At 70.1% G+C, this 19,814-nt stretch carries 13 protein-coding genes; 11 read left to right on the top strand and 2 right to left on the bottom strand.

Features of this window, described 5'->3' with window-relative positions; genetic code table 11:
• Nucleotides 1-6: 6 nt before the first annotated feature.
• The 5 genes from QMG73_RS26745 (at nucleotide 7) to QMG73_RS26725 (ending at nucleotide 2,778) form a co-directional block, all read left to right on the top strand.
• On the top strand, nucleotides 7-579 hold the full coding sequence (locus tag QMG73_RS26745) for a nucleotidyltransferase family protein (RefSeq protein ID WP_281900161.1): 573 nt from the start codon (nucleotides 7-9) through the stop codon (nucleotides 577-579).
• Complete coding sequence (locus tag QMG73_RS26740) at nucleotides 576-821, top strand: hypothetical protein (RefSeq protein ID WP_281900160.1); 246 nt, start codon at nucleotides 576-578, stop codon at nucleotides 819-821. The genes QMG73_RS26745 and QMG73_RS26740 overlap by 4 nt, the downstream gene beginning before the upstream one ends.
• Nucleotides 818-1,528: a metallophosphoesterase family protein gene (locus QMG73_RS26735; RefSeq protein WP_281900159.1), complete on the top strand. Its 711-nt coding sequence runs from the start codon at nucleotides 818-820 to the stop codon at nucleotides 1,526-1,528. The genes QMG73_RS26740 and QMG73_RS26735 overlap by 4 nt, the downstream gene beginning before the upstream one ends.
• Before the next feature lie 53 nt (nucleotides 1,529-1,581).
• Nucleotides 1,582-1,725: a GPGG-motif small membrane protein gene (locus QMG73_RS26730; protein ID WP_170167261.1), complete on the top strand. Its 144-nt coding sequence runs from the start codon at nucleotides 1,582-1,584 to the stop codon at nucleotides 1,723-1,725.
• Nucleotides 1,726-1,896: 171 nt separating this feature from the next.
• Nucleotides 1,897-2,778: an MHYT domain-containing protein gene (locus QMG73_RS26725; RefSeq protein ID WP_281900155.1), complete on the top strand. Its 882-nt coding sequence runs from the start codon at nucleotides 1,897-1,899 to the stop codon at nucleotides 2,776-2,778.
• Here QMG73_RS26725 and QMG73_RS26720 read toward each other — a convergent pair.
• Entirely contained in the window at nucleotides 2,753-3,535 is a 783-nt protein-coding gene (locus QMG73_RS26720; protein ID WP_281900153.1) for a peptidoglycan DD-metalloendopeptidase family protein, read from the bottom strand. The genes QMG73_RS26725 and QMG73_RS26720 overlap by 26 nt on opposite strands.
• A gap of 240 nt (nucleotides 3,536-3,775) precedes the next feature.
• Here QMG73_RS26720 and QMG73_RS26715 point away from each other — a divergent pair, with 240 nt between their 5' ends.
• The 5 genes from QMG73_RS26715 to QMG73_RS26695 all read left to right on the top strand — a co-directional run bounded on the left by QMG73_RS26715 (nucleotide 3,776) and on the right by QMG73_RS26695 (nucleotide 9,839).
• Nucleotides 3,776-5,116, top strand: coding sequence for an ABC transporter substrate-binding protein (locus QMG73_RS26715; RefSeq protein WP_281900151.1), 1,341 nt, complete (start codon nucleotides 3,776-3,778; stop codon nucleotides 5,114-5,116).
• Between the two features lie 62 nt (nucleotides 5,117-5,178).
• Nucleotides 5,179-6,228 (top strand): carbohydrate ABC transporter permease, encoded by a 1,050-nt coding sequence (locus QMG73_RS26710; protein ID WP_281900149.1) that lies wholly within the window; start codon nucleotides 5,179-5,181, stop codon nucleotides 6,226-6,228.
• A gap of 1 nt (nucleotide 6,229) precedes the next feature.
• On the top strand, nucleotides 6,230-7,192 hold the full coding sequence (locus QMG73_RS26705; RefSeq protein ID WP_281900147.1) for a carbohydrate ABC transporter permease: 963 nt from the start codon (nucleotides 6,230-6,232) through the stop codon (nucleotides 7,190-7,192).
• Nucleotides 7,193-7,209: 17 nt separating this feature from the next.
• Nucleotides 7,210-8,229, top strand: a complete 1,020-nt coding sequence (locus QMG73_RS26700) for a LacI family DNA-binding transcriptional regulator (protein WP_281900145.1) — start codon at nucleotides 7,210-7,212, stop codon at nucleotides 8,227-8,229.
• Nucleotides 8,230-8,234: 5 nt separating this feature from the next.
• Nucleotides 8,235-9,839 (top strand): glycoside hydrolase family 13 protein, encoded by a 1,605-nt coding sequence (locus QMG73_RS26695; protein ID WP_281900143.1) that lies wholly within the window; start codon nucleotides 8,235-8,237, stop codon nucleotides 9,837-9,839.
• 60 nt (nucleotides 9,840-9,899) lie between these two features.
• On the opposite strand, the gene QMG73_RS26690 is transcribed toward QMG73_RS26695, so the two are convergent.
• Nucleotides 9,900-11,303 (bottom strand): MFS transporter, encoded by a 1,404-nt coding sequence (locus tag QMG73_RS26690; protein ID WP_281900141.1) that lies wholly within the window; start codon nucleotides 11,301-11,303, stop codon nucleotides 9,900-9,902.
• 95 nt (nucleotides 11,304-11,398) lie between these two features.
• On the opposite strand from QMG73_RS26690, the gene QMG73_RS26685 reads away from it, so the two are divergent.
• A complete protein-coding gene (locus QMG73_RS26685; RefSeq protein ID WP_281900140.1) occupies nucleotides 11,399-19,813 on the top strand; it encodes a toxin glutamine deamidase domain-containing protein in 8,415 nt (2,804 codons plus the stop codon).
• Nucleotide 19,814: the final 1 nt, after the last annotated feature.

Below are 19,814 nucleotides of genomic sequence, written 5' to 3'. Positions count from 1 at the left end.
TAGCTGATGACCAATGGCGTTGACGTAGGCCTGCTCAAGACCCTGAAGCGCGTTGCCGCCACCCTGAAACTGGCGGATGTGCCGTTCGTTCTCGGCGGAAGCTTCGCCGTCTACGCGCACGGTGGGCACTCCGGCGACCACGACGTCGACTTCCTCATCCGGGAACGCGACGTCGATGGGGCGCTGGAGGCGCTGGTGGCCGCCGGCTTCACCGCCGAGCGGCCGCCCGAGGACTGGCTGGTCAAGGTGTACGACGAGCACGGGCACATGGTGGACCTGATCCACCGCCCCATCGAGACACCGGTGACCGACGAGACGCTGTCCGGCGGTGTGATCCGGCCGGTGGACGCGATCCAGATGCCCTGCCTGTCGGCCACGAACCTGATGGTCCACAAGCTGCTCAGTTACTCGCAGCACTACTGCGACTTCGCGCGCGGGCTGCCGCTCGCCCGGTCGCTGCGCGAGCAGATCGACTGGGACCAGGTGCGCAAGGAGACCGCCGCGTCGCCGTACGCGGAAGCGTTCCTGGTGCTGCTCGACCGGCTCGAGGTGGTGCCACAGAAGGAGCCGTCGTCATGATCGACGAATACACCGAGGCCGCCGTCCAGCGCCTGCTCACCGAGCATGGTGGCCTCGCCGAACAGGGCATCAAGGTGGTACGCCGGGAGCGGGTGCTCGTGCTGTGCGGCGAGGTGGAGAGCCGCCAGCGCCGCGACGAGATCCTGCGCCTGGTACACGAAAGCTTCCCGGACGTCCCGTTGTCGGTCGACATCGGTGTCACCCGGGCGAATGCCCCGACCGAGGCGGAGGAGCTTCCATGATCCGCGTAGCCGCGGTCGGCGACGTACACATGGACCAGGACGTCGTCGGCCGGTTCCGACCCGCCCTGGATCGCCTGCCCGAGCAGGCCGACGTGCTGCTGCTCGCCGGCGACCTCACCCGCCACGGCACCGAGTCCGAGGCGCGGTGCGTCGCCGCCGAGTTCGGCGGGCTCGGCGTGCCCGTGGTGGCCGTCCTGGGCAACCACGACCACCACTGCGACCAGGTGCCGCAGGTGGTCAAGGTGCTCACGGACGCCGGGATCGCGGTACTGGAGGGCGACAGTACGGTCGTCGACACCCCCGGCGGGGCGCTCGGCATCGCCGGTGCCAAGGGCTTCGGTGGCGGGTTCGCCGGCCGGTGCGCCAGCGAGTTCGGCGAGCCGGAGATGAAGGCGTTCGTGCGCACGACCAGCGTCACAGCGGAGCAGCTCGGTGCCGCGCTGCGGGAGCTCGACTGCGATACCCGGGTCGCGCTGACCCACTACGCCCCGGTACCGGACACGCTGGCCGGCGAGCCACCGGAGATCTACCCGTTCCTCGGCTCGTACCTGCTGGGCCAGGCCATCGATTCGGCGCCCACCGCGCTGGCGGTACACGGCCACGCGCACGCCGGCACCGAGCGCGGCACGACGCCGGGCGGGGTACGCGTGCGCAACGTCGCCCACCCGGTGATCAAGCAGGCGTACAGCGTGTTTCACCTGGGCTGACCCTCGGCTGATCAGCAGGTTTCCGCGCCAGAGCGCTCGGGTACATCATCGGCATGGACTTACTTCTGTGGATTCTCGCAGTGATTCTCGTGGTCGCCGGCGTACTCGCGCTGTTCCGCCGGCAGATCCTGTGGGGCGTCGTCCTCATCATCGTGGGCCTGCTCGTTGGCCCAGGCGGGGTCAGCATCTTCACGTAAACCCCGCACATCCCCTCATCCGTGCCGACCCGACCCGCTGAGGTCGCCGTACCCGAGCAGCTACGTCCTCCCCGACGGTGGGGCCGGTACGGCGACCTCAGCGCTTGACTCTGCTCGCCGGCGCACAGAATGTCCGGCTAGCCCGCCTTGTGGCGTGACTGAATCGCCACCGTGGCCGAAATCCATCACCTCACGCATGGCGTGGTCAGCCCCGTCGTCGCGTACCTCATAAGTTTTCTGGGCTCGCTCCTGGGCCTCGTCTGCACGACCCGCGCCCGCGAAGCCCGCACTCGCCGCCGCCGCGCCCGGTGGCTGGTCCTCGCGGCGGTCTCGATCGGCGGAGCCGCGATCTGGCTGATGCACTTCACCGCGATGCTCGGCTTCGACGTGCCGGAGAGTCCCGTCCGGTACGACCCGTTCCTGACCGCCGCGAGCCTGGTGATCGCGATCGCCACCGTGGGCGGCGGGGTCTTCATCGCCGGCCACGGCCGCCGCTCCTCGGCCCGCATCGCGGGCGGCGGGCTGCTGACCGGCTGCGGCGTGCTCGCCATGCACTACACGGGGATGGCCGCCGTGCGGGTGGCCGGGCGGATCGAGTACGACACCGGGATGGTCGCCGCTTCCGCGGTCATCGCCGTCGTCGCGGCGACGGTGGCCCTCTGGTTCACGGTCACGATCCGGGGCTGGCGGGCGATCGTCATCGCCTCGGGCATCATGGGCGTCGCCGTCTGCGGCATGCACTACACCGGGATGGCCGCGATGCGGGTCCGGCTGTGGCCGATCGGCGAGGGCCGAGTGGAGGGCATCAACCCGTCGCTGCTGGTCGTACCCATCACCCTGCTCACCTCGACCGCGCTGGTCGCCGCCGCGCTGAGCGCGCTTCAGGCCATGACGGAGGAGGAGTTCACCGATCCGGTGACGCCGCGGGTGGGCAGGCACGCCACGGTCGCGCTCGACCTGGGCCGGATCCGGGCGCACCGCGACCGGCTCACCCCGATCCGGCCCAGGACGTCGTGGGAGGACGAGCTCAACACCGGGGAACGCTGGGTATGAAGCCGTCGTAGCCGGTTTGCACGTACGTGTCCGACACGAACCGGCCGGTGCCGATGCGGTCCCAGATGTTGCTGGTGCCGTAGGTACCGGTGACCGTGGTGCCGGTGGTCTGGCAGTAGATGGTGACAGTGGCGCCGTCGGCCACGCTGCCAACCGCGCTGTACCCGGTGCCCGGCCCGGAACGGACCGTCAGCGCGACGCCGGAGGTCGTGTTGACCGTGCCCACGCCCGTGTTGCTGCCCGAGCACGCGTTGTCGCTGGTGTACGTCTTCTCGCCCCAGTACAGCGCCAGCGCGCCGTTGAAGCGGATCTGGACGTCGCTGCCGTTGAGGCGCTGCTCGTAGTGCAGGTGCGGGCCGCTGGAGCCGCCGGTGGTGCCGACCCAGCCGATCACCGATCCGTACCCGACGGTCTGCCCGACAGACACGTTGAACGCGTTGAGGTGCGCGTAGTACGTCGTGTACCCGCCACCGTGATTGATCCGTACGTACTTCCCGTAGCTCGTGCTGCCGAGGTCGGTGACCCGGTCGACGGTGCCGGGCGCGCTCGCGACGACGGGGTCACCCTGGTCGTCGGTGCGGTTGAAGTCGATGGCGTTGGCGGGGCTGTGCTCGGGACGCGTCTGCCCGGCCCATGACTGTCCACAGGGGAACGGCACCTTGAACGTCGGTGCCGCCTGTGCCGTACCGGGGATCACCACGACCGCTGCCGCGACGGCGGCCACCGCGGCGAGGATCGGGAGCGTACGTCTATACATCCAGCACCTCCTATGATGAAATCCTTCTACATAGACAGGCATCTTGGCAGAAATTTTCAGACATGGGAAGACTCGGCCTTCAGGCCACATGGAAGCGCTCCCAAAGTTTCCGAATCGTTACGGCACGTGTCCCCCGAAAGCCTGGACGAAAGATCGTGCAAGCGCTTACATGTGAGGACGACGCCCATCTCAGTCGGGACCGGTGCGCGGGCCGGCGCATCGGAAGGGAAGGAGGACGGCATGGCGGTCTTTCCCAGACCACGCCAAGCCCTCGTGATCGCCAGTGTGGTAGGTCTGGCGATCAGCGCCGCCGCTTGCGGCGGCGACGACAGCGGAAGTGGCAACGGAGACTCGGCGGACTGCGCCGCTTTTGACAAGTACGACGGCAACGACGGCAAGAAGGTCTCGATCTACGCGTCGATCCGTGACACGGAGGCCGACCTGCTGGAGCAGTCCTGGGAGCAGTTCACCGAGTGCACCGGGATCGATATCGACTACGAGGGCAGCGGCGAGTTCGAGGCCCAGCTTCAGGTGCGTGTCGACGGCGGTAACGCGCCCGACATCGCGTTCATCCCGCAGCCGGGTCTGCTGGCCACGTTCGCCAAGGCCGGCAAGCTCAAGGCGGCTCCCGCCGACACCAAGTCGTCGGCCGAGGCCAACTACCCGGCCGACTGGCTGAAGTACAGCACGGTCGACGGCAAGTTCTACGGCGCGCCGCTCGGCTCGAACGTCAAGTCCTTCGTCTGGTACTCGCCGAAGCAGTTCCAGGAGAAGGGATACACGGTCCCGAAGACCTGGGCCGAGCTCATCTCGCTGAGCGACAAGATCGCGGGTACCAAGGAAAAGCCGTGGTGTGCCGGCATCGAGTCCGGTGACGCCACCGGCTGGCCGGCGACCGACTGGCTCGAAGACCTCATGCTCCGCACCGCGGGCCCCGAGGTCTACGACCAGTGGGTCACCCACGGGATCCCGTTCAACGACCCCAAGGTCGCCACCGCGCTGAACCAGGCCGGTGAGATCCTCAAGAACCCGAAGTACGTCAACGGCGGCTTCGGCGACGTCAAGAGCATCTCGACGACCTCGTTCCAGGAAGCCGGTCTTCCGATCCTGGAAAACAAGTGCTCCCTGCACCGGCAGGCGTCGTTCTACGCCAACCAGTGGCCCGAGGGCACCAAGGTCGCCGAAGACGGCGACGTGTTCGCGTTCTACTTCCCCGCCATCGACCCGAGCAAGGGCGAGCCGGTACTGGCCGCTGGTGAGTTCACCGTCGCCTTCGCCGACCGTCCCGAGGTCCAGGCGGTGCAGAACTACCTGGCCACTCCGGACTACGCCAACAGCCGCGCGAAGCTCGGCAACTGGGTCTCCGGCAGCCGTGGCGCGGACATCAACAACTTCGCCAACCCGATCGACAAGCTGTCGGTCCAGATCCTTCAGGACCAGAGCAAGGTGCTCCGGTTCGACGGGTCCGACCTGATGCCTTCGGCCGTCGGCGCCGGCACGCTGTGGCGCGCCATGGTCGACTGGATCAACGGCAGGGACACCGCCACCACGCTCACGACCGTCCAGAACTCCTGGAAATAACGGCGAGGCCGGCCCGAGCCTCCTGCTGAGGTTCGGGCCGGCCGATCCCCCGGGGAGGGCGGATGGAATTCGAGGACATCTCTCCGAAGCTCGTGATGCTGCTGTACGGACTCGTTGGGTTCGTCGTGGTGGTCGGAGGGCTCCTTCTGCTACTGGACACCGTGCCGGCGTTCTTCGGCCGCCGGCGCGAACGCCGGCTCGTGGCCATCGCGGCCGGTGACATACCCGCGCCTACTCGCCGGCCGCGCAAGCCGCGCGAGTTCGGATACGCGCTGTTCTTCCTGTTCCCGGTGCTGGTTCTGCTGGCCATCGGGCTTGTCGTGCCGGCGATCCGGACGACGCTGCTGTCGTTCATGAACGGCGACAGTTCGGAGTTCGTCGGGTTCGACAACTACAACTGGATGTTCACCAACGACGACGCGGTGAAGGTCCTGCTCAACAGCCTTCTGTGGGTCGTGCTCGTGCCCACGGTGGCCACGTCGGTCGGGCTCATCTACGCGGTACTGGTCGACAAGGCCCGCCTGGAGGCGGTCGCCAAGTCGCTCATCTTCCTGCCGATGGCGATCTCGTTCGTCGGCGCCAGCATCATCTGGCGGTTCGTCTACGCGTACCGGTCGGAGGAGCAGGACCAGATCGGCCTGCTCAACCAGATCGTGGTCTGGTTCGGTGGCACGCCGAAGCAGTGGCTGCTCGACTCGCCACTCAACACGCTGCTGCTGATCGTGGTCATGGTGTGGATCCAGGCCGGCTTCGCCATGGTCATCCTCTCCGCCGCGATCAAGGCGATCCCCGCCGACATCGTCGAAGCCGCGCGCCTCGACGGAGTCACCGCCTGGCAGATGTTCTGGCGCGTGACGATGCCGAGCATCCGGCCGGCGTTGATCGTCGTGATCGTCGCGATCACGGTCGCCACGATGAAGATCTTCGACATCGTGCGGACCATGACGAACGGCAACTACGACACCAACGTGATCGCGCTCGAGATGTACAACCAGTCCTTCCGGTACCAGCAGACCGGGCAGGGTTCAGCCCTAGCTGTCTTCCTGTTCGTGCTGGTCATCCCCATCGTGATCTTCCAGATTCGCAACCTCCGGAAGCAGCGGGAGGGCTGACATGTCAACCACGACACCGGTACTGCCGGGCGTCACCAGTGAGAAGCTGCCCGGCACCGCCGCCGGGCGGGTCCGCAAGCGGCTCAACACCCGTGCCGCCACGGTCGTCTCGATCATCATCGCGGTGCTCTGGACGATCCCGACGTTCGGGCTGTTCGTCTCGTCGCTGCGCCCGGAGCAAGACATCAAGACCACCGGGTGGTGGACGTTCTTCAGCAGCCCCGCTTTCACGCTGGAGAACTACAACGACGTGCTCTTCGGCCGGTCCGCCTCATCCGGGCAGCTGGCCAACTACTTCGTCAACTCGGTCGTCATCACGATCCCGTCGGTGCTCTTCCCGATCGCGTTCGCGGCGATGGCGGCGTACGCGCTGTCCTGGATCAAGTTCCGCGGTCGCGACTGGATCTACGTCGGGATCTTCGCCCTGCAGATCGTGCCGCTTCAGATGGCGCTGGTGCCGCTGTTGAGCTTCTTCTCTCGCGGGGTCACCCTCGCCGGCATCACGCTGATGCCGGCCTGGAATCTCGACGACGAGCAGAAGTTCATCCAGGTGTGGTTCGCGCACACCTGCTTCGCGCTGCCGTTCGCCGTCTTCCTGCTGCACAACTTCGTCTCCCAGCTCCCCGGTGAGCTGATGGAGGCGGCTCGGGTCGACGGCGCCAGCCACGCGAAGATCTTCCGGACGATCGTCCTCCCGCTGATCACGCCGGCACTCGCGTCGCTGACCATCTTCCAGTTCCTCTGGGTGTGGAACGACCTGCTGGTGGCGCTGATCTTCGCGGGTGGTGGTGACGAAACCGCGCCGCTGACGGTGCGGCTGGCGGAGTTGGCCGGTACCCGAGGCAACGAATGGCAACGGTTGACCTCCGGCGCCTTCGTCGCGATCGTCATCCCGCTACTCGTGTTCCTGTCCCTCCAGCGGTACTTCGTCCGCGGCCTGCTCACCGGCAGCGTCAAGGGCTAGGCCCGAGAAGGTGCGGCGTGCCTCGGATCGATGACGTCGCGAGGCTGGCCGGCGTGTCGACGGCCACCGTTTCCCGAGCGTTGCGCGGCCTGCCGACAGTCTCCGAGGCCACCCGGTCCCGGGTACTGGAGGCGGCCGCGCAGCTCGGGTACATCGCCTCGCCCAGCGCTTCCCGCCTGGCCGGTGGCAAGACCCGGTCCGTTGCCGTCGTCGTGCCGCGGATCACCCGGTGGTTCTTCGCCACCGTGGTCGAGGCCGCGGAAGACGCCTTCCACCAAGCCGGCTACGACCTGCTGCTCTACAACCTCGGCGGCAGCGAGCACGAACGCCAGCGGCTGCTGCACACCTCCGCCCTGTACAAGCGGGTCGACGCGGTGATGCTCGTCGCCACCCCGTTGCTGGCCGACGACTTCGCCTCGGTCACCGGGCTCAAGCTGCCCGGTGTCACGGTCAGCTCCGGCACGCGGGTGCCCGGCTGGCCCAGTATCCGGATCGACGATGTCGCGGCCGCGCGTACCGCGACCGAACATCTCATCGGGCTCGGACACCGGCGGATCGCGCACATCTCCGGCGACCCTTCCGACGAGCTGGCCTTCACCACCCACATCGACCGCCGCCAAGGCTGGTGCCAGGCGCTCCTGGCCGCGGGCATCGAGCCCGACGCGCAGCTCGACGTCGAGGCGGAGTTCACCGTCGCCGGCGGCGGGCGCGCGGTGGCCGAGCTGCTGCGGCGCGGAGCGCCACCCACCGCGATCTTCGCGGCGTGCGACGAGATCGCCATGGGAGCGATGGCCGCGCTCCGCCAGGCTGGTTTGCGGGTACCGGCGGACGTCAGCGTGATCGGCATCGACGATCACGACCTGGCAGGTGTGGTGGGGCTCACGACGGTGGCTCAGCCGGCCGCCGAGCAGGGCCGGTTGGCGGCCGCCACGCTGCTGCGTCCACTCACGCAGGACCATGGCCCGGTCGACGACACCGTGATCCTGCCAACACGTCTCACCGTCCGCGAATCCACCGCGCCGCCTCGGGCACACTAGAGCTCATGCCAGAGCAGAGCGCGCCGTGGTGGCGCCATGCCGTGATCTACCAGGTGTACCCGCGGTCCTGGGCCGACTCCAACGGTGACGGCGTCGGCGACCTGCCCGGCATCACCTCCCGCTTGGACCACCTCGTCGAGCTTGGCGTCGACGCGCTCTGGCTCTCGCCGTTCTATCCTTCGCCGCAGGCCGACGCCGGGTACGACGTATCCGACTACCGCGGCGTCGATCCGATCTTCGGCAGCCTCGAAGACGCCGACAAGCTGCTCGCCGCGGCCCGCGAGCGCGGCCTGCGGGTGATCGTCGACCTGGTGCCCAACCACACGTCGAGCGAGCACCCCTGGTTCCGTGCGGCGCTCGCCGCCGGCCCGGGCAGCCCGGAGCGCGCGCGATACATCTTCCGCCCCGAGAAGCCCAACAACTGGAAGAGCACGTTCGGTGGGCCGGCGTGGACCCAGGTGGCGGACGGCGAGTGGTACCTGCACCTGTTCGACGCCGCGCAGCCCGACCTCAACTGGGATCACCCCGAGGTGCGCGCCGAGTTCCTCGACGTCCTGCGCTTCTGGCTCGACCGGGGCGTCGACGGGTTCCGTGTCGATGTCGCGCACGGCCTGATCAAGCAGGCCGACCTCGCCGACTGGCACTACCCCGCCGAGCTGCTGTTCGCCGCTGACGCCGATCACCCGCGGCCGCCCATGTGGGACCAGGACGGCGTACACGAGATCTACCGCGACTGGCGGCAGGTGACCGACGAGTACCCGGGCGAGCGCGTCCTGGTCGCCGAGGCGTGGGTGGAGCCCGCGGAACGGCTGGCGGCCTACGTGCGGCCCGACGAGATGCACCAGGCGTTCAACTTCGAGTATCTGGAGGCGTCCTGGAGCGCCGGCGCCCAGTACTCGGTGATCACCCGGTCGTTGGCCGCCAACGCCGCCGTCGGCGCGCCCACCACCTGGGTGCTGTCCAACCACGACGTGGTGCGGCACGCCTCGCGCCTCGGCCTGCCCGTCGGCACGCCCCGCCCGCAGGGCATCGGCCCCGACGACCCGCAGCCCGACGCGGTGCTCGGCCTGCGCCGGGCGCGGGCGGCCACGCTGCTGATGCTGGCCCTGCCCGGCTCCGCCTACCTGTACCAGGGCGAGGAGCTCGGTCTTCCGGAGGACACCGCGGTGCCCGACGAGGCACGGCAGGACCCGTTGTTCTTCCGCACCGGCGGCGAGTCGAAGGGGCGCGACGGCTGCCGGGTGCCCGTCCCGTGGGAGGCGGACGCGCCGTCGTACGGCTTCGGCCCCACCGACGCGAGTTGGCTGCCGCAGCCGGCGATCTGGGCCGAGTACGCGGTCGACCGGCAGCGGGGCGTTCCCGGCTCGACGTACGAGCTGTACCGGGCGGCGTTGCGGCTGCGCGCCCAGCACGCGCTCGGCACCGGCGCGCTGGGTTGGGAGACCCATACCGACGACGTGCTGGCCTTCCGCAACGGCGATGTGTACGTGCTGACCAACTTCGGCCCCGACCCCGCGCCCGTCCCGGCCGGCCTGACAGTGCTCCTGTCCAGCGAACCCTTGACCGAATCCGGCAAGGTCCCCCAGGACGTAACCGTTTGGGCTGCGTAGCGCTTTTCTCGTGATCAGGGCGTCCCTCAAGTCGTTAGAGCGACTTGAGGGACGCCCTGATCATGGGTGGAGGGCGCGTTCGGCGCGGGCTTCGAGGAGGGCGTGGACCTCGGCGATGTCGCGCGGCGAGGTCCGAGACGCGAGCCAGTACATGATGCCGGTCGGCACGAAGAACAGCTGGAACGCCGCCAGCCCGACCGCGTAGTTCAGCGGCGGCGGGAACGGGCCCTGCAAGGCCCGGAAAACCACACCTACCAGGCCATTTCCGGCCGCGCGGCCCACGCCGTTCGCGAGGTTGCCCAGGCTGTACACCGTGCCGCGGTGCTCCGGCAGGTTGACGTCGGCGATCAGGGCGAACCAGTTCGGCGAGTTCGCCGAGGTCATCGCCAGCGCCACGATCGCCGCCAGCAGGCTGAGCCCAACGGTCGGCTCGGTCACCACGCTGCCGAGTACCGCCCGGATCACCGCGCCCGCCGACGCGCCGTCCGGCACGTCGACCCGCAACGGCACGAAGAACAGCACGAAGTAGAACGGCAGCGCCGCGAGAACGCCGACGGCCGCGACCATGGCCCGGCCCCGAGGTGTACGCCGTTGAAGCCGGTCACCCACCAGACCGCCCACAATCGACAGTGCGCCGCCGAGCTGGAAGAGGATCGCGAAGATGCTGCCGACGACGATCGCGGTGTCTTCGCTGTACCCCTGCGCCTCGGCCCGCTCGCGGAAGAGCACCGGCAGCCACACCAGCGAACCGAATGCCACCTGCGCCGTCACGCCCTGTAGCACCAGCCAGGCGTTGGTGCGCCGCCGCAGGATGGTCGGCACGTCGGAGCGGCTGATCCGGTAGTCGTAGTCGCCGCCGCTGGCCAGTACACCCTTCAGCTCGGTGTCGCTCTGGCCGCGCCGGATGTCGTACGTGAAGAGGTACGCGAGGGTGGCGACCAGGCCGACCACGGTGAGAGTGAGGAAAGGCAGTCGCCAGTCGCCACGGCCAAGCACGCCACCCACGAGCGTGCCAGCCAGCGTGCCGACGCCCTGTGACAGCCCCCACAGGCTCATCACCAGACCCCGTCGCCGAGGCGAGATCAGGTCACTCACCACGGAAAACCCGACCGACGCCACGGCACCCAACCCGATCGCCGCGAGCACCTGCGCCGCGAAGAACGCCGCGTAACCGTTCGACAACGCCGTGCCAGCGGTACCCGCCGCCCACAGCAGCGTGCCCATCATCAGCAACGGCTTCCGGTTACCCCGGTCCCCCGTGTACGCCCAGGCCACGGCCGCGATCGCGCTAACGAGAAACGTGACAGCCGTAACCAGTCCGATCGCGCTCTCCGGCACCTCCAGCGCGTCGCCGATCTTCCCGTACAGCGGCGGCACCAGCCCGATCGCTACATTGTCGAGAGAGGCGAGCACCACGAAGACAGCCACGCTGTAGGTCCGGTGACCTTGCCCGCCGCGTCTCATGACCGGCACCCAACCAGCAATAGATCACGATCCGGTAGCGCCACGCCCGGGCTACCCCCACCTACAATGGCGAGACTTCGACCGAAAGGGTGAGCGTGGCCGAGTCCCAGGACATCCTGCTCGAGATTCGGGAGTTCTTCCAGAGTCTCGACGAGTGGATCCCTGGCGCCGGCAGCTTCTTCGTCGAGAGCGTGCTGATGTTTCCCGAGGCGCGCCACGACCGGCTCTTCGACCTCGCCGACGCGTACCAGACCGCCGCCGAGATGTACGCCGACCACCTCGAGGAGATCCGGCCATACCTGACCGACCTCCAGGCATGGCAGGGCGACGGCGGCGCGCAGGTGACGCACGCGCAGCTCCAGGCGTACTTCGACGAGGTCAGCAGCATGTCGGAGGCGATCTCCGCCCTCCAGCAGGGCGTGCACGGCAAGGCGCTGGAGATCGAGATGGCCGTCTACATGGCCATCGTCAACCTCATCATGGTCGGCATCGCGCTCGTGCAGCTGCTGCTGACCTTCTGGACCGGCATCGGCGCGATCAGCGGCGCCGGGGCGATGGCCACCGGCCGCTGGGCGATCATCCAGGTGATGAAAAAGCTGCTCCAGCGGATGTGGGAGCAGACCATCAAGGCCGGCATCCGCCGCACCATCGACGCCGGCATCAAGGGCGCCGCCAAGACCGCGCTCAAGAGCGGCCTGATGTACGCCGGATTCATGGGCGTGACAAAGGGCGGCATCACGCTCATCCAGGCGGCGGAGGGCCACGACCCGTTCACCGAGAACTGGGGCAACAAGTTCGCGCGTGAGCTCTTCGACGGGTTCATCGCCGGTGCCCTGGGCGGACCGCTCCAGATGGGCATCCAGAACAGGCTCGCCGGCGGCCTCGCCTTCATGGGCGGCCAGTTCGGCAGCAACGCCATCCAGCTCGGCCGGGACCGGCTCATCGACCTCATGGGCGGCACCGAATGGGCGCAGCGTAACGGCCTGTACAGCGGCATGACGTGGGACGGCATGAAGCACGGCATGACGCCCGCCGCCCTCTTCGGTGCGATGATCACCGACTTCGGCGGGTACGGTCGGGGCGCTCTCAAGGCCGACATCGCCGCCTGGCGCGGCGACGCCAACCTCTTCGGCGGCGCACACGGCCTCGACGGTGCCGGCCTGCCGGGCGCGCTGCCCGACGGGGCCCGGGCCGAAGCTCCGAGCGGCGCCCACGCCGAAGGCACCGGCACGGGCACCCAGACGCTGGCACCGCCCAGCCACCTCACCGAGGGCGCGCCGCAGCAGCAGGGTGGGCAGCAGGGCGGCACGGGCAACCGCGGTGGCACCTCGACCACCGGCTCGGGCAGCACCTCAGGCACGGGCTCGACGGGACGCGACGGCGGGACGTCCGGCTCGGGCTCGTCCCGCGACACAAGCTCGTCCCGCGACTCCGGCTCCACACAGTCCACTCCGGACGGTTCCCGGGCCGACTCCTCCACCCGCACCGAAGACGGCTCCTCTGCGCGAGACGACTCCGCTACCCGCACGGACGACGGCTCCTCGTCGCGGGACGACTCCGCCACCCGCACCGAAGACGGCGGGCCGCCGCGCGAGCCGGTCCGGGCCGAGCCAACACCCGAGGCCCCGCGCGGCGAGACCGCCACGCCCGACGGCCCGCGCGCTGAAACCGGCACGCCAGACGGCGCGCGCACCGAGACCGCCACGCCCGATCAGGGCCGCGCCGACACAGCGTCCCCAGACGGCACACGTGCGGAGACGCGCGCGCCGGACCAGGTCCGCGCCGACGCGCCGCCACCCGACGCGGTGCGAGGCGAGCCTGTACGTGCCGATCCAACGGCGCTCGACCCGGCGCGAACCGACGCGGGCACTCCACACTCGACGGCCGACGCGGGCGGCACTCGCGCCGACGCGGGCACTCCACACAGCACTGCCGACGCCGGTGGGCCGCGCACCGACGCGGCCGCTCCACACTCGACAGCCGACGCGGGTGGCGCCCGCGCTGACAGTGGGTCCACTCCGGACAGCAGCCGGACGACGCACGACGGCTCCTCGCCGGACGGCGGCCCACTCGTCGACGGCCGGCCACCCGCCGATGGCACGTCCCCTGTGGACAGTCCACGCGCGACAGACGGCACCCGCGGGCCCGACTCCCTCGCCCACGACGGCGGTCCCGCCCGCGACGGCGACGGCACCGGCCCGGCGACCCGCGAGGACGCGACCGTGGGCGCCCGCGACGGTGGCGACCCACCCGGCGGCGACCCGGTAGCCACCGCGCCCCCCGACACCGGCCGCGCCGACACAGGACGAGCAGACGGCGCGCGAGCGGACGGTGGGCGGGCCGACGCGGGCCGCGCCGACGCCGGGCGCAGCGAGAGCCGCTGGTCGGAGTGGCGCCAGCGGCTGGAGGCGCGGGCCGAGCAGCAGTTCGGCCGGGCGGTCGGCGAAAACTTCGGCGGGCGCCCCGCCGGCCGGGGCGGCGAGGCCGGTCCCGGGCGACTCACGCCCGAGATGGTGCAGCGCGCGCTCGACACGCCACCGGAGCGGCTCAACGCGTACGGCAACCGGCTGCGCGACTTCGTAGAGCAGCACTTCACCCACGTCGACGAGACCACCGGCACGCGCCGCCCGATGGACGGCGAAGCCATCGACGCCCGCCTGCGCGAACTGCGCGGCGACACCCCCGCCGGCACCCCGCGCGACTCCACCCCAGACGAAGCCCGCGAAGACGGACCACAACGCACCGAGGACGGTGGAGACCGTGGGGATACTGGTCGACTTCCGGAAGATGCGGGAAGACAACCAGACGGTGGAGTACCTGTTCGGGTACCCGGAGATGGACCGGCGCCTGCTCATCCAGAAGGACGCCCGGACGGGACACCCACTGGACGGGGAGACGAACGGGCTGTACCGACACGCGCTGATGGGGATCCTGAAGCGGCATCACCGCGACCGGACGTGGCCGGACCGCGGGACCTGGGCGTCCTAGACCAGCCCACTCGCGCCGACGACGGCACGGCCCGCGACACCGCCGCCCGCGACGACGCTCCCACCCAGGACGGGCGCGCGCGCGAGGACGCGCCCCCGCGCGAAGACGGGACGACACGCGAAGACGCGCCCGCGCGTGAAGATGGCGCCCGGCGGGACGACGGCGCGGGCCGTGATGACGCCCCCGCGCGGGACGACGGCACCGTTCGCGACGATGGCACCGCCCGGGATGACGGCCCGGCACGGGACGACAGCGCACGGCGGGAAGACGGCGCTCGCCGGGACGACGGCGCCGCTCGCGACGATGGCACCGCCCGGGATGACGGCCCGGCACGGGACGACGGCGCGCGGCGGGAAGACGGTGCGCGGGACGATGGCGCGCGGCGGGAAGACGGTGCGCGGGAGGACGGCGCTCGGCGGGAGGATAGCGCCGCGCGGGATGACGCGTTGGTGCCGGATCGCGGTGGGCGGGCTGACGAGCCGGGGGCGGTGGCGCCCGTACGCGATGCCGGGCCTGGGCGCACCGATCCAGGTGACACGCCGCGCAACAAGCTCATCGACCGGGTCAAGGCCCGCATCCACGACCTTTTCGGCCGGCAGGAGCAGCTCAACCGCGAGCAGGCGCTGCGCGACCAGGCCGTGCGCGACCAGTACCACGAGGAGATGCGCCAGGCCCGGGAGCGCATCGCGCAGGCGATCGAGGGCGATCCCCGGCTGCGCCAGGCGCGGTACGAGACGCAGCAGCACCGCTGGGCGGAGCAGCACGCCCGCGCGGAGGTCAACGCCAAGCAGGCCGAAGCACAGATCGCCCGCGCCGACGAGGCGCACTCGCGGCAGCGGGCGCAGCAGTTGCGCGACTGGGCCAACCGGCTCGATCCGGCGAACCCGCAGCGCAACGGGCTGATCCACCAGGCCGACCAGTCGATCGCGCATGCCAATCAGCGGGCCGTCGACGCGCAGCGGGCGGACGTCGAGGCACAGCAGGCGCACCAGCGAGCCGAGGACGCGCGCACCAAGGCCACCGAGTCCACCAACGCCGCCGACAAGATCACGCGAGACCTGTACGGCGAGAACAAGCAGGCGTGGAAGTGGGCGAACCAGCGACTCGAACAGGGATACTCCCTCGTCGGCCGGGACCACCGCGGTCCGGAGGTATCCGCACTCACCGGGCGCGGTGACCCGCCTCCCGTCTGGGCCAACCGCCCGTACGGGGAGAACGGCGGGCTGCGGCACCCGCTGGCCGTCGACCAGGCGCGGCTGGAAAACGCCCTCCGCGACCCAAGCGGTGGCTACCAGCGCGCAGCGGACCCGAAGGGCCCGTGGCTGAAGCTGGTCAACGCGTTCGGGTTCCATGCCGACCCGACGCGCACCCAGAACTGCCTCGACACCGTGGCGGCGCTGTTCGACACGTTCGTGCACGGCAGGCCCACGGTGGCGGCGCCACGAACCTTCGACGGGTACAGCAACGGCAACGCGCACCTGCCCTTCGCGGGTGAGCACGGCGGTCCCGGCCGGATGGAGGACCTGACCGGCGGCCGGTACCAGTCGGTGGTCAACAACGTGGCGGGCCAGCATCCGACGCAGGCGCTGCCCCGGGTCGACGCCGGCTTCGACGCCATCAGCCAGCAGTTGCTCGCTGGCGGCCACGGCTCCTTCGCGTCGATCATCACGGGGTGGCGGGGCGGCGGCTCGCACGCCTGGGCGGCGGTCAACTTCCAGGGCACCGTGCACTTCATCGACCCGCAGGCCGGCACTGTCGTGACGGCGGTCGATACGCCGCACGGCACGCAGTTCGTCGACGCCGACACCGGGCAGGTCGTCCAGAACCCGATCCACAGCCGCAACCAGATCACGGCCATGGACGCGCTGGTCGTGGACGGCAACGCGCGGCCCATGCCGTTCGCCGACCGGCCCGCGGGCACCTGGAACGACCGGCCACTGACCCGGGAGTACCTGGCGCACCAGCCGCCGGACGTGCGTGCCACGCAGGGTGCGCACGCCGAGCACGGCACCGCCCGCGCCGAGGCCGACCAGGCACGGCAGCAGACCGACCTCGCGAACAAGGCCAGAACAGAAGCGCAGCAGCACGCCAACGACGCGCAGGCCGCGCGTACCCAATCACAGGATGCCGCGAACCGCGCGGCCACCCACCGGGCCGACCGCGACGCGGCGTGGAACGAGGGCGCGCGCCGCGACCAGGTCGCGCAGCAGCACGACGCCGCGGCCCGCCAATGGGCGGAAAGCCAGGGCCGGGGTACGCCGGAGCAGGCACGCCACGCCGAGCAGATGGAGCGGCACCACCGCGAGCAGGCGCAACAGGCTCGGCAGGAGGCCAACGCGCACCGGGTCCGCGCGCACGAGCACGATGGCCTGCGCCAGCAGGCGGAGCTTCAGCAGCAGCGGGCGACCGAGTCGGCCAGCAACTTCGAGAACCGGCGCAACTACGCCGAGCAGGCGGCACGGCAGCACGACCAGACCGCGCAGGCGCACGAGCAGCGCGCGCAGCAGGCCGAGGCCCAGTACCGCCAGCATGCCGACCAGGCCGCGAACGCCCACGACCAGCAGGCCGCCCAGGCAAAGGCGGAGGCGGCGCAGCACCGGCAACAGGCCGCCCAGCACCCGCCGAACGACCCGGTCCGGCAATTGGAGGAGGGGCGCGCCCAGCACCAGGAGCGCATGGCCGAGGCGGCGGAGAAAGCGGCCAACCAGTACCGGGGCGCGGAGCACTACCAGCGTTCCGCCGAGGCGCACGACCAGCGGGCCAACCAGCACTCGCAGGCCGCCGAGTCGAGCCGCCAGCACGCGGCACGCGACACCCAGGCGGCACACGCCGCCGAGCAGCGCCGCCTGGCCGCCGCCGAGCGCGCCCGCCAGATGGACCCCATTGACCCACAGGTGGCCCAGCAACACCGGGCCGAAGCCGCTCAACACGCGCAGGCTCGCGACGACGCGATGGCGCGCGCCGCGCAGCACCGCCAGGACGCGCAGACGGCCGAGCAGACGGCAGCCACCGAACGGGCCGAGGCGGCCAAGGACCGGGTCACCCGCGACCAGTTCCACGACGCCGCCGAGGCGTGGCACAGCCAGCTGCGTAACGAGCGTCTGTTCGACCCGGGCGCACCGGGAGCGGGGCGCGAGCCGTTCAACCGCGACAACCTGCCCGACAACCTGCGTGACCGGTACGACGCGCTGCAGGACCCGCGCGCCCGCGAGCAGTTCGAGCGGCTGTACGACAAGGCGGGCGAGCGGCTGGAGACCGCGCTCGACAACATGGAGCGCAAGGCCGTCCAGGACGGGCGCACGCTCGAAGACTCACTGATCGACAAGCACGATGCCGAGACGGCGAAGCAAGCCGCGAAGGACGCGATCCAGCCGCCGCCGCCCGATGTCCTGCACGAGATCGAAACCCAGCTACGCGGCGCCGATGACGTCCGCAGCCGGATCGAGGAGTACGCGCGCACTCACCCGGAGGTACGCGGCACCGAAGGCTGGCTTGGGGATGTCCGCAACGAGGTCTCACCGTTGCGAGCAGAGCAGCAGGGCAAGGGCGACCCATCCGTGCAACTCGCCCGTGACCACGGCAACAACATCCGGGGTATCGAGGGCGAGGTGATCCTCGCGGAACGGTCCCACGGCGTGGTGGAGGTCAGCAAGGACATCTCGGCGGTCGGTCCCGATGGCAAGCTGCACAAGACCGACGTCGACGTGGTGGCCGAAGGCGGCCGGGTGTGGCGGGATGCCAAGAACTACAACCCGTTCGGCCCAGGCAGCAAGAACATAGGCAAGTTCACCCGCCAGATCGAGACGCAGCTGCGTGCGCTCGTGTTCGATACCGCGCACCACGTCGACGGACAGCCGCCACGCCTGGAGTGGCACTTCACGCGCGGCGTCGATCCAGCCGTAGCGGCGATCCTCGAGGGCATCCGGATCAAGGACCCGGTGACGGGCGCCGAGCTGCCGCACCGCGTACACGTCATAGATGGCACCCGTCCGGTCGAAGCCCCACCACCACCGGACGGACCGCGACCGCCCGACGGCGGCCCGACGCCCCCTCCGCGCCCGGAGGCGCCGGAAGGCGCATCGCACGCCGACCCGCCCGCCGGCCCACCCCACGCGGAGCCGCCCGGCGGCCACCCGGAGACGCCCGCCGGTGCGGTCCGATCGGACCTGCCCCGCGCGATGGCGGAGGTGCGGCCCTACTTCCCGCATGACTGGGTACAGGTAAGCGGCGAAACCCTGCGCATCTCGTCGCCGGACGGCGGCACCATCACGATTCGGCTCGAGGTCGGCCCGGTCACCGACGGCTGGAGCACGAGTCGCTTCGACTCCCAGGCTGGCGAGCACGTCATCCGGATCTCCGAGACCATCGGCCGCGAGGACCTCGTCCGGGCGCTGGTCGATCAGGTGACCACTGTGGCCACCGCCGAGGTCGGCGGTCGCCCCAACGCGGGTGGACTGCGGCAGTTGGACGTGCTCGCCACGGAACAGGCGCGCGTGCAGCATCAGCTCAACCACGCCACCGACGCGACCCCGGCGCAGCGTGAAGCGTGGGCGCGGGAGGACGCGCGACTGACCCGCGAATTCCGGACCCACGCCGAACTCCTCGGCATCCTGGACCCCGAGCACCGCACCGGCCTGGACCCGGACACGCAGGCCCGCCGCGACGAGGTATGGGCCGACCTGTCCGATGGCGCCCGAGCCATCGTCGCCACGATGGCCGATCCCCACAGCGTGCTCGGGGCGAGCTCGAAGGCCCGCTCGTTCCTGCCGCTGTCGGAGGAGTTCCGGACGCCGTACGAAGCCATCGACAACTTCAGCTACTACGCCGAAACTCATCTTCCGCCGGAACTCCGGCAGCGCTTCCAAGAGGAGCTGCTGCCCCAGATTCGCGAGTTCCAGAAGGAAGCTCTCGAGCAGTTCAAGGCCACCTACAAGGAGTTCTTCCCCTCCACGTCAGCGGAGCGCGCGCTTCCGCCGGCCCGGGACGCGGCGGCCCGCGCCGAGGTGCAGCCGCTCGTCGACCGCACCGAGGCCATGCTGGGTGAGATCCACGACTGGGCCCAGCGCACCGGGGTCGAAGAACTGCGCGACGCCGGTTTCGACCGGGCGGTTGAGCTCGGCGAGCAGGCGTGGCGTGCGCGATACGAGGAGTACCGGACGGCGATCAACGAGGTCATCGCGCGCTTCGACTACATGGGCGAGCCGCTCGGTTACATCGGCAGCATGCAGGACGGCATGCGCGGACCGCACAAGGCCATGGCCCACGCCGACCTACGCGAGTTCGACGTGGACCTGTATGTGATCCACCAGGCGGAGTTCGACCGGCTCTACGACTCCGTAATGGAGAACGCACCGAACCAGATCAGCCGCGGCAAGATCTTCCCAGACAACGACCGTCCGGACGTTGCGCCCGACCTGCTCCTGCTCGGCAGAGAAATCGTAGATCAGCTTGAGCTGCTTTTCCCCGATAACCCCGGCATCGCGGACAGTATGGTGGTCCTGCGCCGTGAACCACCATACTGAG

This window comes from Phytohabitans aurantiacus (assembly GCF_027923225.1).
Taxonomy (GTDB): domain Bacteria; phylum Actinomycetota; class Actinomycetes; order Mycobacteriales; family Micromonosporaceae; genus Phytohabitans; species Phytohabitans aurantiacus.
The sequence above is the reverse complement of the archived record's forward strand: the minus strand, read 5'-3'. Positions and strand labels throughout refer to the sequence as shown.